This is a genomic window from Solibacillus sp. FSL H8-0538 (assembly GCF_038003525.1).
Taxonomy (GTDB): domain Bacteria; phylum Bacillota; class Bacilli; order Bacillales_A; family Planococcaceae; genus JBBOPI01.
Map to the genome: position 1 here is coordinate 2,439,050 of NZ_JBBOPI010000001.1, position 16,984 is coordinate 2,456,033.

The 16,984-nt window shown below is 39.6% G+C and carries 12 protein-coding genes and 1 other annotated feature; of the genes, 3 read left to right on the forward strand and 9 right to left on the reverse strand.

Annotated elements, in window-relative coordinates:
- Nucleotides 1-108 precede the first annotated feature (108 nt).
- Entirely contained in the window at nucleotides 109-2,769 is a 2,661-nt protein-coding gene (gene alaS, locus MHH87_RS11655) for an alanine--tRNA ligase (protein WP_340749475.1), read from the reverse strand.
- Nucleotides 2,770-2,911: 142 nt separating this feature from the next.
- Nucleotides 2,912-3,122: a binding site (T-box leader), on the reverse strand.
- Nucleotides 3,123-3,183: 61 nt separating this feature from the next.
- Nucleotides 3,184-4,326, reverse strand: coding sequence for an MFS transporter (locus MHH87_RS11660; RefSeq protein WP_340749476.1), 1,143 nt, complete (start codon nucleotides 4,324-4,326; stop codon nucleotides 3,184-3,186).
- Nucleotides 4,327-4,426: 100 nt separating this feature from the next.
- Here MHH87_RS11660 and yeiL point away from each other — a divergent pair, with 100 nt between their 5' ends.
- Nucleotides 4,427-5,092: a transcriptional regulator YeiL gene (gene yeiL, locus MHH87_RS11665; RefSeq protein ID WP_340749477.1), complete on the forward strand. Its 666-nt coding sequence runs from the start codon at nucleotides 4,427-4,429 to the stop codon at nucleotides 5,090-5,092.
- 221 nt (nucleotides 5,093-5,313) lie between these two features.
- On the opposite strand, the gene MHH87_RS11670 is transcribed toward yeiL, so the two are convergent.
- Both MHH87_RS11670 and recD2 read right to left on the reverse strand, forming a co-directional pair.
- Nucleotides 5,314-6,525 (reverse strand): NupC/NupG family nucleoside CNT transporter, encoded by a 1,212-nt coding sequence (locus tag MHH87_RS11670; RefSeq protein WP_340749478.1) that lies wholly within the window; start codon nucleotides 6,523-6,525, stop codon nucleotides 5,314-5,316.
- Nucleotides 6,526-6,760: 235 nt separating this feature from the next.
- Nucleotides 6,761-9,271, reverse strand: a complete 2,511-nt coding sequence (recD2, locus tag MHH87_RS11675; RefSeq protein WP_340749479.1) for an SF1B family DNA helicase RecD2 — start codon at nucleotides 9,269-9,271, stop codon at nucleotides 6,761-6,763.
- A 167-nt stretch (nucleotides 9,272-9,438) separates the two neighbouring features.
- Here recD2 and hisA point away from each other — a divergent pair, with 167 nt between their 5' ends.
- Nucleotides 9,439-10,194 (forward strand): phosphoribosylformimino-5-aminoimidazole carboxamide ribotide isomerase, encoded by a 756-nt coding sequence (hisA, locus tag MHH87_RS11680; RefSeq protein WP_340749480.1) that lies wholly within the window; start codon nucleotides 9,439-9,441, stop codon nucleotides 10,192-10,194.
- An 871-nt stretch (nucleotides 10,195-11,065) separates the two neighbouring features.
- Here hisA and hpaB read toward each other — a convergent pair.
- The gene (gene hpaB / locus MHH87_RS11685) at nucleotides 11,066-12,514 is read right to left on the reverse strand and encodes a 4-hydroxyphenylacetate 3-monooxygenase, oxygenase component (protein WP_340749481.1); all 1,449 of its coding nucleotides are present in this window, start codon (nucleotides 12,512-12,514) and stop codon (nucleotides 11,066-11,068) included.
- Between the two features lie 184 nt (nucleotides 12,515-12,698).
- Between hpaB and MHH87_RS11690 the strand changes: the two genes are divergently transcribed.
- Nucleotides 12,699-13,031: a hypothetical protein gene (locus tag MHH87_RS11690; protein WP_340749482.1), complete on the forward strand. Its 333-nt coding sequence runs from the start codon at nucleotides 12,699-12,701 to the stop codon at nucleotides 13,029-13,031.
- A 132-nt stretch (nucleotides 13,032-13,163) separates the two neighbouring features.
- On the opposite strand, the gene MHH87_RS11695 is transcribed toward MHH87_RS11690, so the two are convergent.
- The 4 genes from MHH87_RS11695 to MHH87_RS11710 form a co-directional block, all read right to left on the reverse strand.
- Nucleotides 13,164-13,592, reverse strand: coding sequence for a DUF1801 domain-containing protein (locus MHH87_RS11695; RefSeq protein WP_340749483.1), 429 nt, complete (start codon nucleotides 13,590-13,592; stop codon nucleotides 13,164-13,166).
- Nucleotides 13,593-13,719: 127 nt separating this feature from the next.
- A complete protein-coding gene (locus MHH87_RS11700; RefSeq protein ID WP_340750980.1) occupies nucleotides 13,720-14,379 on the reverse strand; it encodes a tetratricopeptide repeat protein in 660 nt (219 codons plus the stop codon).
- A gap of 118 nt (nucleotides 14,380-14,497) precedes the next feature.
- Complete coding sequence (gene mnmA / locus MHH87_RS11705) at nucleotides 14,498-15,619, reverse strand: tRNA 2-thiouridine(34) synthase MnmA (protein ID WP_340749484.1); 1,122 nt, start codon at nucleotides 15,617-15,619, stop codon at nucleotides 14,498-14,500.
- Nucleotides 15,620-15,674: 55 nt separating this feature from the next.
- Nucleotides 15,675-16,817 (reverse strand): cysteine desulfurase family protein, encoded by a 1,143-nt coding sequence (locus MHH87_RS11710; protein ID WP_340749485.1) that lies wholly within the window; start codon nucleotides 16,815-16,817, stop codon nucleotides 15,675-15,677.
- Nucleotides 16,818-16,984: the final 167 nt, after the last annotated feature.

The following is a 16,984-nucleotide window of genomic DNA, read 5'->3' on the forward strand; positions in this document are numbered from 1 at the left end:
ATGGAGAAAATCCCCATCTCCATTTTTTCTATTATAACCGATTCAGGTCATCACATCAAATACGCCTTAGTATATTTTACGCTGAGAATTGTGTGAAACTGAATACTATTAAATTGATTTAACATAATCATACACAGAATGTAACGCTTCTTCAAGTTTTGACGCATCTTTCGCACCAGCCATTGCCATATCTGGACGACCGCCGCCTTTACCACCGCAAGCTTCCGCTACCATTTTCACCATATTACCCGCATGGAAGCTACCGCCAACTAAATCTTTTGTCACACCTGCACAAAGCATAACTTTGTCGCCGTCAGTTGCACCAAGCACTACTACTGCACCCGTCATTTTTTCTTTCAGGTCGTCCATCATTTGACGAAGTTGGTTGTTGTCTTTTGCATCTACACGTGTTGAAAGTACTGTTACATCACCAATTTTTTGTGCTGAATCAAGTACTGCTCCAGCTTGTGCGTTCGCAATTTTTTGTGACAGTGATTCGTTTTCACGTTGAAGTTCTTTGTACTCTGCTTGTAAGCCTGTTACACGTGCTACTAAATCTTTTGGATTTGCTTTGAAGTGAGTAGCTGCTTCAACAAGAACCGCTTCTTCTTCTTTTGCTGCCATGTATGCACCTTTACCTGTAACTGCTTCAATACGGCGTGTACCAGCACCGATACCACCTTCAGAAACGATTTTGAAAAAGCCGATTTCTGAAGAGCGTTTCACGTGGATACCACCACATAGCTCGATTGAGTAGTCGCCTACTGCTACAACACGTACAACATCTCCGTATTTTTCACCAAAAAGAGCCATTGCGCCCATTGCTCTTGCTTCGTCAATTGCCATTTCTTGAATAACCACTTCGATATCATCCCAAATTTTTTCGTTGACGATCAACTCAATTTGTTGCAATTCTTCTTTCGTAACTTGACCGAAATGAGAGAAGTCAAAGCGCAGACGATCCGGACCTACATAAGAACCTGCTTGGTTAACATGGTCGCCAAGTACGTCTTTTAGTGCACGTTGCATAATATGTGTAGCTGTATGGTTTTTTATAGTTAAATTTCGTTCCTCGCGGTTAACTGCTGCGTGTGCTGCTTCACCAACATGCATTTCACCAGATTCAACAATTACTGTATGTAATGGTTGACCGTTTGGCGCTTTTTGCACATCTTTTACGAATGCTGTAAAACTATCATTTGAAATGGTACCGTGGTCAGCAATTTGGCCACCCATTTCAGCGTAGAATGGTGTTTCAGAAAGAACTACTAATGCTTCTTGTCCTTCTGATGCAACTTTAGCTACCTGACCATCCACAACGATTGCAGCAACTGTTGTATTAGCTGTTAAAGTATCAAAACCTACAAAAGTACTTTCTTCTTTGAGGTTTGCTAATACTTCATTTTGTACTTGCATTGAGTCTACGTCTTGACGCGCAGCACGTGCACGATTACGTTGTTCTTCCATTGAAGCCTCGAAACCTGCGTGATCAACTGACATGCCAACTTCTGCCGCGTATTCTTCAGTAAGTTCTACCGGGAAGCCAAACGTGTCATATAATCGGAATGCATCTGCACCTGGAATAAACGTTTCGCCTGCTGCTTTTTGCGCGGCAACCACTTCATTAAAAATTGAAAGACCACCATCTAATGTTTCGTGGAATCGCACTTCTTCATTTTTAATTACACGTTGAATGAAAGTTGTTTTCTCAGTCACTTCTGGGTAGAAGTCTTGCATAATCGCCCCAACAGTCGGGACTAATTCAAACATAAATGGTTTTTCGATACCGATTTGTTTTGCATAACGTACAGCACGACGGAGTAAACGACGTAAAACATAACCGCGCCCTTCATTTGACGGTAATGCGCCATCACCAATGGCAAATGCTACTGTCCGGATATGGTCAGCAATTACTTTAAATGGTGTGTTAATGTCTTCTTCTGAACCGAAAATTTCTTTTAAGTCGATTTCATTCGGACGTTTGTATTTACGGTTAGAGAATTCTTCTATTTTTCCAATGATCGGCATGAATAAATCTGTATCAAAATTTGTTGGTACATTTTGCACAACAGAAACGATACGCTCAAGACCCATCCCTGTATCAATATTTTGCTTTGGTAGTGGTGTATATGTGCCATCTGGGTTGTGATTGAATTGAGAAAATACTAAGTTCCAAACTTCCAGGTAACGTTCGTTTTCACCGCCTGGGTACATTTCTGGATCTGTTTCATCTGTACCGTATTCAACGCCGCGGTCATAGAAAATTTCTGAGTTTGGTCCAGATGGTCCTTCACCGATATCCCAGAAGTTACCCTCTAAGCGGATTAAACGTTCCTCAGGAATACCAATTTCTTGATACCAAACATCGTACGCTTCTTGATCTTCTGGGTGGATTGTAATTGTTAATAATTCCGGATCAAAGCCCATCCACTTTTTATCTGTAAGAAATTCCCACGCATAGTGAATTGCTTCTTTTTTGAAGTAATCACCGATTGAGAAGTTTCCTAGCATCTCGAAAAATGTATGGTGACGTGCTGTTTTACCAACGTTTTCTATATCGTTGGTACGAATAGATTTTTGTGCGTTTGTAATTCTTGGGTTGTCTGGAATAATACGACCATCAAAATAAGGTTTTAATGTTGCAACCCCTGAGTTAATCCAAAGTAAAGATGGATCATTTATTGGTACAAGTGGTGCTGACGGCTCATGATGATGCCCTTTTTCTGTAAAGAATTCTAAGTAAAGACGGCGAATATCTGCTGCTTTCATAGTGAAATTTCCTCCTAATATTATAATTACATAATTTTCTAAAACGACGATAGCATATCCGGAAAATTAGAAAGACACACCTTGCCTCCAAAAGAGGGTAAACCGATGTACTTTTTTAACAACAAAAAAAGCCCTCATCCCCAAAAGGGACGAAGACTGTTATCTCGCGGTACCACCCTAAATTATAAAAGCATAAAACTTTTACATCTCAAGCACTTGTAACGTAAGTGAACGGCAGGTATTAGCTGCACTCTGGAGTAGCTTTCCGAATCAAAATGAGGAGATTTTTTCAGCCGAGAAATCTCTTTCTAAAACACATCTATAAAACGTACTTTTTCCATCATCGTTTTCATTGTATTCTACTACACATTATAAATAAAAACATGGATGTGTGTCAATCGCTTAGACACATCATTAATATTTATATTGTTTACGTGTTAGTAAAATAATGAAAATAGCAGGAATTGAACAAACGATCATCCCTAAAAAAGCAAGTCCAGGTTTAATTTCATATAAAGCTCCGCCAATTAACGTTAAAACCGCCGCACTTAAACTCATCGCAAGTGCTGAGTATATACCTTGAGCATTTGGAATTTGTTCCTTGGGTAGCGCCTTAGAAATATAGCGAATAAAGGCAAAATGCGCAACTCCGAACGATAATGCATGTAGTGCTTGCGATAAAATAAATACCCAAACATTCGGAAACATAAAAATCAAAATCCATCGTAGCGTAGAACCAATCGCTGCTAGCATTAATAGAGAGGATGGTCGCCATCTCGCTAAAAATGTATCTGCTTTTAAGAAATAAAGTATTTCAAAAATAACTGCGACATTAATAATCATCCCAATGTAAAATGGATTCACTTGTAAGTCCTGCAAATAAATATAACCGTAATTATAATAAGCCGCATGCGCACCTTGTAATAAAATAACAATAATCAACACGACTGGAAAACCTTTAATTTTTAATAAGCCCTTCATTGAAAGAGCTTCTCTACGCACTGGTTCAACAGCTAGTACTGCCGGCCCTGGCATGAATTGCATGATTAACATTGCTATCAACCCAATAATCATACTCCATAAAATAGCCTGCTCACCGAGGCTAGCTGTTAACATGCTAATAATTAATACGGATACGACAAAACCAAATGATCCGAGCGAACGTGCTTTTCCGTAATGCACATTCCCTTCTTGCATAAGTGATGCCGCACTACTTTCGACAGCCGGTAATAATGCTGGATATGCTGCACTAAACAGAAGCGTCATTACTAAAAGCGATGAAAATGAAGTCAGTGGAATATAGAGAAGCGCTACTACTAGCGATGCAATTGTGAACAAAATGATTACTTTTTTATTGCTTACATATTTTGAAACGAGCGGAAAAACAAACATTGTAGATACCGCACGTGCCAATAAACCGAACCCCATAACCATACTTGCCTCAGACACAGTTAGTCCTTTTGCTTGAACGAGCCACCCTGTCCAATACGGTAGAAATACGCCCCAAGTAAAGAAGAATGTGAAGAAATTTTGTGAAAGCCAACGCTGATTATTCATAATAAAATTCATACCTCCAATAACTTATGTTGAATCATATCATGATGCGTTTTACAATAATGTGAGATATCTCATATTCTTCTCTGATTGGAGGAAAAAAATGCAAATTTTAAAAAACGAATTGCGGAATACATATTTAGAGCGATACCCCATTCAACATTTTTTCTCCTTTGATATTACACCATATATTCACGTTTGCCGATTCGAAAAGGGGGAGTTTATTTTTCATGAGCATTCGTATCCTGAATATATCTATTATATGGTGGAAGGAAAAGCCAAACTATACGTGACCCATAAAAACGGCAAAGTATCATTGATCGATTTCCTAACGTCTCCTTGTTTTATGGGCGAAATTGAACTTTTAAACGAGGAAAATTACTCCAAAGGCATTCAGACGGTTACAAATACGATTTGTTTAGCCATTTCCATACGGGAATGCAAAGAAAAATTATTGTCCGATTCTGTTTTTCTCAGGATGCTTTGCGTCTTTTTAAGTAAAAAGGCAACTAGTATTACAGCAAAATATACACAAAACCAAGCATACCCATTAGAGAATCGTTTAGCTTCATTTATGCTCATATCTTCTGACAATGCCATTTATAAAGAAAAACACACAGAGATTAGTGAATATCTCGGTGTGTCTTATCGTCATCTACTTTATGTCCTCGCTGAATTTACCGAGGCAGGGATCATTCAAAAAACGACTAAAGGCTATCTTATTTTAAATGAAGAAAAATTACAGAACCTAGCATTAGAAATCAATTAGAAATAAAGCTTATTGCGAACAAACTTGCACTAAGCTTTTATTTTAACTTTTTAGTCTTATTGCGGCACAAGGTATTTTACAGCAACTTCCTCTACTATCAATGGCTTAGAAAAGAAATCCCCTTGAATAATTTTGGATGACAGCTATGTTCATTGGATATTAACAGAAAACCAAAAATCCACAAAAGAAAAAGCCTTCCACAAGAAGGAAGGCTCTGTCAATTATAAAAACATACCGGCAATTGACGCGCTTAATAGTGAAGCAAGGGTCCCTGCTACAACGGATTTCATTGCTAATTTTGCAATTGTTGAACGACGGTCCGGGGCCATTGATCCTAAGCCACCGATTAAAATTGCCAATGAGCTAAGGTTCGCAAAACCACATAGTGCGAACGAAATGATAATAGTAGTTTTTGGAGATAGTGTATCGATCATCGGAGCAAAGTTTGAGAACGCAACGAATTCATTTAATACAAGCTTTTGACCAATAAATGAACCAGCTTGTACTGCCTCTGACCAAGGTACACCGATTGCAAAAGCAAGTGGCGAGAATACATAACCTAAAATTCCTTCGATCGTTAAGTTATCAAAGCCAATCCAGCCACCGATTCCACCTAAAATACCGTTAAGAAGTGCGATTAATGCGATGAAAGAAAGTAACATAGCACCAACGTTTACCGCAAGCTTCATACCGTCAGCCGCACCTTTAGCAGCCGCATCAATAACGTTTGCAGACTCTGTGTCTTTTTCTAATACAAAGTTCGATTCATCTACGATTTCTGTTTCAGGAATCATTAACTTCGCTAAAACTAAGCCTGCTGGTGCAGCCATGAAGCTTGCTGCAAGTAAGTATTCTAGAGGAACTCCTAGTAACGAGTAACCCACTAAAACTGAACCTGATACAGATGCTAAACCACCCGTCATAACAGCAAAAAGCTCTGATCTCGTCATTTTATTTAAAAATGGACGAATAACTAACGGTGCTTCTGTTTGCCCAACGAAAATATTCGCTGCCGCGTTAACAGATTCCGCTTTACTAGTACCTAATAATTTTGATAGTGTGCCACCGATTAATTTAATGACGAATTGCATAATACCTAAATAATATAGTGCAGAAATTAATGCAGAGAAAAAGATAATGATTGTTAATACGTTTATTGCAAAAATGAAGCCAACTGACTCAATATCTGCTAAACCACCGAAAACAAATGAAATTCCCTCATTAGCGTAAGAAATTAACTTTTGAACTCCGTTAGAAAGCGCCAATAACATTTCACGGCCTAATTCCCATTTTAATACGATGAAAGCGAATAATAGTTGAATTACTAAACCAACACCAATTGTACGCCATTTAATTTTTTTACGATCACTGGATAAAGCTAAAGCGATTCCTAACACGATTGCAATCCCTGCAATTCCCCAAATAATACTCACAATGTCACCTCTTTTTATTTTTGAAAACCTTTTCATTTTAACTTACATAAATTGACACTCGACATCAAACATCCGAAATATTTACTATATTAACACAGAGTAATAACACAACCTATATAATAGTTTTTTCACACATTTCTATTATTTTGCTCAATTTCTCCGTAAATATATTGGCGTATAAAAAAAAGCAAACCTAATTAATTTAGGTTTGCTCAATCCTCTATATAGTTGGAAGTCATTCTGATTTACAAAAGTCAAACGGTGAAATCCCATCCATTCCAATCAGAGGATGAATGTATGGGGCAGTTTCTGTTGTTAAGTTCATTGGTAGTGCTTCGGCAATTTTATGTGACTCAGAAATATTAAGAATCGCCATTTGCTCCTGTACTTGTTCAGGCTGTTTTTTGATTTTATCGACCTGCACAGGCTTGGCAGATACTTGTTCCATAGTGACAGTTATTTCCTCTACCTCGTCAATTGCCATCGGATTTAAACGGGCTTTTAGGCTAGTAAGACGGGCAAGATCATCCGTCTTCGCCAAACCATTTGCAAGTACATCTGGTTCACCGCATAAAATTAGGAAGCTTTTCGCACGGGTAATACCAGTGTACAAAAGATTGCGGCGTAGCATTTTAGAATAGCCGCGCACGACTGGCATAATAACTGTTTGAAACTCCGACCCTTGCGATTTATGAATGGAGCAGCAATAGGCTAGCGTAAGCTGATTTAAATCACCGCGCTGATACGTTACTTCAATCCCATCATAGGAGACGATGAGTACATCTTGTTTTTCAATTGTTTCCTTCGCTCGTATAATAGAAATCACTTCGCCCATGTCCCCGTTAAACACATTGCTTTCTGGCTGATTCACAAGCTGTAATACTTTATCACCAATGCGGTAAATGGTATCACCAAAAACGAGTTCCTTGCGGGTGCCATCATTTGGGTTTACGAGCTCTTGAATTTGTTTATTCAGTGCATCAATGCCTGCTGGACCTTTGTACATCGGTGCGAGCACTTGAATATCCCGGATTGCATGACCTTTTGCTACCGCACTTTTCACAACCTGTGTAACAACGCTCGTTACCTGATTTGCAGAAGCATTAATAAAAGAGCGATCGCTTGTTTTAGCCGTTAACGTTTCCGGTACAATCCCCTTTTTAATTTGGTGGGCTATGTCAATAATTGTTGAACCTTCAGCTTGTCGGTACACATCTGTTAATTCAACTGTTGGAATTTGATTTGATGACAGTAAATCCTTTAATACCTGACCGGGGCCTACTGGTGGTAGCTGGTCCTGATCTCCAACGAATACAACTTGTACATCTTCATGTAGTGCCTTGAGTAATTGGTGGGCAAGCCATGTATCCACCATCGACATCTCATCAATTATCACGAGACGTCCTGTTACTTCACGCTCTGTTTCCTCTTCCTTTTGCTGACCAGTAAAACCGAGCAGACGGTGAATTGTCATCGCTGGCAGTTCTGTCGACTCCGCTAAACGTTTCGCTGCACGTCCAGTTGGCGCTGCTAAAACAATAGGAAACGGTTCTTCCTTTTGCGCATAATCTTTCGGGTTCAATGACAAGCCGTGAAGCTCGGCATATACTTCAACAAGCCCTCGAATAACAGTCGTTTTACCTGTTCCCGGACCGCCCGTTAAAATCATGACCGCAGAGTTTAATGCCGTTTCAATCGCCTGTGCTTGGGTCGGTGCATACGTTACGTCATAGCGCTCTTCTACCTCTCCAATTGCTTTGCGAATTTCATCACGAGAAAAGCTTTCACTTTTTTTATTCTTTTCTTTTAAATCAAGAATTTTTGACGCAATACCAACTTCACTGAAATAAAGTGATGGTAAGTACAGACGGGTTTCCTCGCCACAAATTTTTGACTCCTCGCGCATTTGAATACAGGCTTGTGAAATCGCATCAAATGGAATTTCCACGCCCTGACTTTGCTCAAGTATCCCCTTTACCATGGGAAGTACAATTTCTGCGTCGAGATAAACATGTCCCTCTGATAGCGCGGCATTCGTTAGCACATGAAAAATTGCCGCCTTAATACGGTCTGGATGATTGCCTGTAATCCCTAATTTAGAGCCGAGTTCATCCGCACGACCAAAGCCGACACCATCCACTTCTTCAATGAGGCGGTATGGATTTTCGGTTAACATTGAAATGGTTTCTTCACGATATGTTTGGTAAATTTTCATGCCTAGCTGCGGTCCAAAACCCCATTCGTTCAGCTGAATCATGACACGCTCAAGGCCAAGGTTTTCTTCAATCGTTTGACGGATTGCGAGCTTTTTCTCTGTTGATAAACGCGGGACCGCATTAAGCGCTTCTGGATCTTCTAAAATACGTTTTAGTGCATTCACGCCAAGCTTTTCTACGATCGTTTCTGCCGTTTTCCGTCCAATGCCAGTGAATAGATCGCTTGATAAATAATGAACAATGCCCTGTTCTGTCGCTGGCACTTCTTTTTCAAACGTTTCCACTTGAAACTGGATGCCGTATTTCGGATGACTTTTCATGACACCCGTAAAACGATAGAGCTCGTCCTCTGTAAGCTGCGGGAAGTAACCGACAACGATCATTTCTTTTTCTTCATATTGCAGATTTGTTTCTTGAATTTTTACGCGAAGAATCGAGTACATATTCGTCGCATTATGAAAAATTGACACGATGGGACGGCCGAGGATAAATAGCTTATTCATTTCAAATAAATCAAGATTTTGTGACATCCAAGTAGCGCCCCCTTTCTATTTTGTATGCCCATTTTACCATAGGAGCTAAACGCTGTCTTTTGTAAATGAAGCAATTGTTCTGCCAGTCAGATTTTTCTATAAATTAGCGCACTTAGAATGGTATGATAGAAGAAGAATTTTTTAGGAAAGGTTTGTGAATAGCAGTGGAATTTAGACCTTGTATTGATTTACATGATGGAAAAGTAAAGCAAATTGTCGGGAGTACCCTCGGACATAAAGATCAAGCGGTTGTCGAAAACTTTACATCTGAGCATGATTCAACGTATTTTGCTCAGCTGTTTGCGAATGATAAGTTAACAGGTGGGCATGTCATTATGCTAGGTAGCGGTAACGAAGAAGCGGCTATCCGCGCGTTAAACGCATATCCAAACGGTTTACAAATAGGCGGTGGTATTACTGCCGATAATGCTAAAATATATATTGATGCTGGTGCATCCCATGTCATTGTGACGTCGTATATTTTCCATGACGGAAAGCTAGATATGGAGCATTTACAAAAGCTGATTGCGGCGGTTGGCAAAGATAAGCTCGTCATTGATCTTAGCTGTCGAGCGCGTGATGGTAAATGGTTTGTTGTCACGGATAAGTGGACGAAATTTAGTGATTTTGAAGTAAATGCAACTTCGATTAAAATGATGGAAAACTATTGTGACGAGCTACTCATTCATGCGGTCGATGTTGAAGGAAAACGCAGTGGTATGCAAGAGGGCTTAGTAGCAGACTTGGCGAAGTGGACGTCTATTCCGACAACTTATGCTGGGGGCGTTCGCTCTATCGAAGACTTAAAGCTATTCGAGACAATTGGAAACAATAAACTTCACGTAACAATTGGTTCCGCCCTCGATATTTTCGGAGGCGATCTTTCATACGAAGACGTTGTTGCATACTGCAAGGAGTAATTCCGTAAATATGGGCTGCCTCATATCGCTGTGAGAAGGCCCTTTTAAAAACTATTTAAGCACAAAAACGCTAAAACACCCGCTTAACCTCGACAAGTACTGAAGAGTCCGAAGTGAAGCGGCTCTTTGCATTCGCCCGAGGACAAATAGCGACCTCAAGGGGCTAGCGATTTCGCCTAGACTTTGCATTTACTTAGTTGACTGTTATCCACAAGGCGAAATTCAATAATTTCTCTTACAACAAAAAACACCTCCAATTGTTAGGAGTGCACTGAAAAACTTACGCCTTAATAATGACGAATCTTCTTCAGGTAAAAATAAGGCGCTTCTTGTTCTATTTTGAACAGGAAGTACTTTATTTCTTTCTCTATTCCTTACACTTTTTCATTTAGTAGCTTCAATATTCGTTTCAAATAGACAGCAAATATCGTTGTGGCACAACCATTTTGTAAATCGCCATAAACGAGCTTAAGTAGAGTCTTTCTTGGTTTGAAATAATTTGGAAACACTAACATTAATTAGTTCCTTTTAGAATACAAAAAAATCACTCTTTTTAGATGAGAGAATGACGCATTCATTCTTAACAGTTACAAGTTGATTGGAGTGGAGGCGACGACTTCTAGGGGATTAGCGAGCAGCTTGAGACCCTGGACTGAGGCCAACACGATGTTGGTCACAAAGGCGTTGCCACAGGACGTGGCGTACTTAGCCTTTGTTCCATTGTTACACAGAAGCGGCTCAAGGCTCGCCCCCAGAAAAGCGTTCGCCGCAACGGAAATCAACGACATCGAAGTAAAAAGCCAGTTCTTAAACGATGTCTCGTTCAAGAACTGGCTAAACTACTTTATTGACTTTTTCAGTGCCCTCAATTTCAAGTCGGTGGGCTTTGGTCTAATAGATCCTTCACTCGTTGGACAAATATTTCTTTGTCGTACGTAAAGTATAATTCACTTGAAATTTTCACTGGGTCGCCGAAGAAAAACCGCTCGTAAAGTGTTTGGCGCGTTCCAAATGAACTCATAGTTAAATCCCAAGCTAGACGGAATAATTTCACGCGATTTTCTGCATCCTCTGCTTTAGCCTGTAAATATTGGTCTAAATCGTTTCGAATTGTCGAGCTAAATGCTTTTTCAGTTGGAATAGCCATTAAACCGCTCGCACCAAGAAGCTGAATAATGTCAGTAAACCTTGGGTAAATACGCGGAAATACATTGATAGCAACTTGAAGCGTTGTACGGTCTGGGCGCAAATATCCCCAATCATCTAGTTTTGCTTCGATCTCAGATTTGAGTACTAAAGCTTTCATCGTTTCAAGCGCAATTATTATTTCGGAAATTTTTTCCTGAACATGCTGATATTCGGTAATATTAATCGTATTGGCGATCGACTCGACCAGTCCTAAAATGAATTCCGTCTTAATAATTTGCCTTGAAGCAACTTGATGCAAGGAAAATGATTTGAACGCACATACATTCATAAAGTTATTTGCGACTTCCAAATTATCATAATAAAATATGCGATTCCACGGCACTAGTACATTATCGAACACCACAATGCAATCCATTTCTTCAAATCGCGCGCTTAAAGGATAGTTAAACACAGATTCTCCACCAACAAAAGATTCTCTACAAATGAACTTTAACCCTTCACTATTGCTCGGTATGGCAAATGCGTATGCATCCCCTTCACTTACCATCCATCCCGAAGATATGACGATGATTTCATCCGTCATCCCGCCTTGTGTTGCAAGTAACTTTGCACCTTTTATAAGGATGCCTTCTTTCGTTCGGTCGATTATTTTTGCAGCAATGGGTTCATCCGTATCCTCAAAATATACTTTAGAACGATTTACTTGAGGGTTAATAAATGTGTGCGTTAAAGATAAATCTTGCTCACGTGCCATTTCATAGAATGCCTTTAGATTCTCTGGAAAACAATTCTCTTTCCCATTCAAGTAATCCGTAGAACAAACAAGGGCTGTTAATACGGTGTTCATATAATCTGGACTTCTCCCCATTAAACCATTCGTTAATTTCGCCCACTGTTGGACCATCAATCGTCTTTTTGTCAAATCCTCTTGTTTCTTTGGTTGTAAAAACGACAGTCCTACTTTATCCCCTGTCAGAGGTGAGGGATACGTTAAGTCATCTTTTACTGCCATTTCATGTTGTAAATCATACAAGGCAGCCTGACTTTTCATAACGCCTTTAAATGCTGGATGTTCTGAAATTTTGCCTGTTACCTGCTCACCATCTATCCAAACATTAGTTTTTAGCTGATCAATCCGTTCAATATATTGTTTTCCCGTAATCGCTGCCATACACACACTCCCACTTTGTATTAGCTGTTATTTTTGGACGAAAGAATTCTACTGTAGTATAGTATTTATTTATGGATTCAATTGTTACAAAATATATGACTACTTTTTATCATTGTCCGAGCAAATAAAATAGGTTTAACAATTATTTTTTTATTTGAGGTAGTCTACGATTAAAGGAGCTTTTTTGAAGAAAAAAATTATTACTGTTTTTAGCCTATTACTTCTTGCCGGATGCACAGAAGAGCCAAAAACACTGCCGACAGAAACAAATTCACCTGGAAATGGTGTATTAGATGTCCCAACAAATGAAGATAATACCTTACTAAATGATATACCTGAATACAGTGCTCTAACAGCCCATATTGATTTAATCGCTTATACGGCTCATATTGAAACAGACAACCCTGGTAGCCGCGTGATTTTTTATAAAAATGTTAGTGGAGTTAAAACATATAAAAGTATTTTTATTAAAATGAAAACCGTCTTAAAATTATCAAGCTCCAAGATGATCGTTTAATCTACAACGATCTCCTTCAATAAAAAGATTAAGCCCTCGAAACAATGGAATGTTTCGAGGGCTATTTTTTACTAAAAGGCTATGTTAAATAACTAATTATGCAGTATATCCAGTATTATTCCCGAAATCACCTTACTGCTCAGGATATAGGTTTTTCAAAAAAATAATAGACTGTTCAATAAGCTCCTTTAAAACCTCCGTGCTGATATCGTCTACCTTATTAATATAGACACAGGCTTTACCTGATGTATGTTTTCCAAACCGTTGTAAGAATGAATCCCGTTCGGTAAATCCTGTTGCGAAATAAAGACTAATTTTTGCTTTTCTTGGAGAAAAGCCGACAAATGGGGCATATCCTTCGTGACCAGTTGGATATTTATAATGATAAGAGCCAAAGCCAATAATGCTCGGTCCCCACATTTTTGGCTCGTAACCTGAAGTTTCTTCAAAAATTTGTAGCAGTTTAAAGGCATCTGCTCTTTTTTTCGGACTGTCCACCGCTTCAATAAATTCAATGACGCTTTGAGCTGTTTCAGTTGTTTTCTGCTCGTACTTTGCCATGTTGAACTCCTCCCTTTTGACTTTCTCTACCTTCGTAAATAATACTCCAAATCAAATTCATTCACCATTTCCCTAAATGTAGCTAAAAAAATAGCGGTAGGCTTTTGACATCTCCTACCGCTGACCACTAGTTTAAACGTTGACTAATCATATCATAAATATAGCGTGCTTGATCAAACTCTGGCTGTAATGTATACGCTTGTTTTAAGTGATACATCGCTTTTTCCGTATCCGTCGTTGACACCGCATATAAGACACCTAAATTGTAATGCGCGTCTGCATTATTCCAGTCTTCATCAATTACAAATTGCAGTTCTTTTAGTGCGTAATCAAACATTTCAAGGGTACATAATAAAATACCGTATGATAGACGAATTTGAATATCATTTGGTGCAAGTTCAGCTGCGCGCTGCATAAAAGGAAGCGCCAGTTTATACTGTTCCCCGCGCTCGAAGCATTTACCTAGCATATAGTAAGCATCTGCTCCCTCAACGCCGTAATCAATTGATTTTTGATATAGTTTTGCTGCTTCTGTATAGCGCTCCGCCTCATAGTACAAGTTCGCTAAGCCGTAATAAGCTGTTGCTGCTTTTTCATCTACTGTAATCGCCTTTTGGAAGAAACGCTCCGCACGCTCTATATCATTCATCGCTGCAAGTAAAGTACCAAAATTAATATAACCTACTGCATCTTCTGGGTTTGCATCAATTGCTTGTGTAAACGCTTGTGCTGCGTCCTCATAGTGTTTTTCTTGGAATGCTTTAATGCCAATTTCGTTAAAATCTATCTTCATCTAGTTCACCTCAAAAAGATAGACGACCGAAGCCGCCTATTTTATATTGTCTAGGCATTCCCGCTACACCGAAGCGCTTGTCGGGTGTGAACGGACGCGAATGCCTTTTCTCTTATCCTACATACGTTAATTTTTCATTATTTTTAAATACTTCATCAATCGTGCCGCCACCTAAACAAATCTCACCGTCATATAAAACAACCGCTTGTCCTGGCGTAATCGCACGCACTGGTTCTGCAAATGTAATAAGTGCTGTCCCGTCTTCGCGCATTTCTACCTCAACTGGAGAATCCTCCTGGCGGTAGCGGAATTTCGCTGTACAGCTAAATTTGTCTGTTTTAGGTGCACTTGACGTAAAGCCCATGTTCACTGCTGATAAAGCTTCAGAGTATAGTTTCTCATGGTGGAAGCCTTGTCCAACGTATAATACATTACGTGCTAAATCTTTCCCAAGTACGAACCAAGGCTCACCATCGCCGCCGATACCAAGACCGTGACGTTGCCCTAATGTGTAATACATTAAGCCATCATGGTTACCCATTACTTTACCGTCAAACGTTTCCATAGTGCCGGGTTGTGCCGGTAAGTACTGACTTAAGAATTCTTTAAAGTTACGCTCACCAATGAAGCAAATTCCTGTAGAATCCTTTTTCTTCGCTGTTGCAAGACCAGCCGCCTCTGCAATTTCACGCACTTTTTTCTTTTCAATATTACCGATTGGGAACATGACGTGCTTCAGTTGTTCTTGTGATAACTGATTTAAGAAATACGTTTGGTCCTTGTTGTTATCAATACCACGCAACATTAGTACTTCACCGTCACGCTCTTCTACACGTGCATAGTGACCTGTTGCAAGATAATCCGCTCCAAGGTTCATCGCGTGCTCGAGGAACGCCTTGAATTTAATCTCTTTATTACACATAACGTCCGGATTTGGCGTACGTCCTGCTTTATATTCTTCTAGGAAGTATGAGAATACTTTATCCCAGTATTGTTTTTCGAAGTTTACTGCATAGTAAGGGATACCGATTTGGTTACATACCGCGATTACATCTTCGTAATCTTCTGTTGCTGTACATACACCGTTTTCATCAGTATCATCCCAGTTTTTCATAAAAATGCCGATTACATCATAGCCTTGCTCTTTTAACAGATGCGCTGCTACTGATGAATCTACGCCACCTGACATTCCGACAACCACTCGGATTTGCGATGGATCTCTTGTTTCTGTCATTATATTCACCTTTTCGTTATAAACTCTTTCGCGTAAAAGGCGCGAAGCATTTATTTTATTTCACAAGACGTTTGACGATTGCTGCTGTACGCTTTCCTGCCTCACGAATAAGCTCATCTGTATGCTCTAGACCAAAGCTAAAGCGTATCGAACTGCGAAGCTCGTCTGCATCCTTGCCAAACATCGCGACAAGTACGTGCGACGGATCAATGGAACCCGCTGTACAAGCAGAACCACTCGAAACAAGTACACCAGCCATATCTAAATTAATTAAAAATGATTCAACATCTGTTCCAGGGAACGTCACATTGAATACATGCGGTAAGCCGTGCTCTGCGTTACCATTTACTTTATAAGAAATGTCGGCCAAGTTAAATTGCTCACATAAGATCGCTTTAAAGTTTACATATTTAGCGCGATTTTCCTCACGTAGAGAAGTTGCTGTAGTTGCTGCTGTCGCAAAGCCAATTGCTGCTGGAATATTTTCCGTTCCTGCGCGGCGCTTTTTTTCCTGTGAGCCGCCGTACATCAAGCTAGCTAATTTAACACCAGACTTCGCATACAAAAAGCCAATACCTTTTGGCCCGTTTATTTTATGTGCGGACACACTTAATAAATCCACACCTAGCTTTTTAGGGTTAATATTTTCCATGCCAAATGCTTGAACTGCATCCGTATGGAAGGTTGCTTGATGGTCTTTTAATAATTGCCCAATTTCAGCAATTGGTTGTATCGTACCCACTTCATTATTACCAAACATTACCGTAACTAAAATCGTATCTTCTCGTAGTGCTGCCTGGACATCTTCTATGCACACTCGTCCCGTTTGATCGACAGGTAAATAGGTTATCTCAAAGCCTTCTTTTTGTAGCTTTTCGCAAGCATGAAGAACAGCATGATGTTCAATTTGCGTCGTAATAATATGTTTGCCCTCATTAGCACGACCATACGCTGTGCCGAAAATAGCCATATTATCTGCTTCTGTTCCACCACTTGTAAAAATAATTTCACTTGGGTTAACATTTAATTTGCTTGCAAGTGTTGTGCGTGCTCCGTCTAAATGCTTACGTGCCACGCGACCAGCTGCATGAATGCTAGATGCGTTTCCGTATACGATTTCCATAGCCTTCGTCATATCACGAATTACTTCCTTGGCGACAGGCGATGTTGCTGCATGGTCAAGATAAATCGTTTCCATAAAACGTTAAAACTCCTTTAAAAGGTCTACCTTCAATAGATAGCCTTCATACAATTTTAGAATGACACAACTCGCCCAAAATAGGGCGAGTTGATGTTCATACTTATGTGGATGGGAAAGTTATGCTTTCTTATCCACTAAAAAGATGCATATCGCCCAGAGGATAG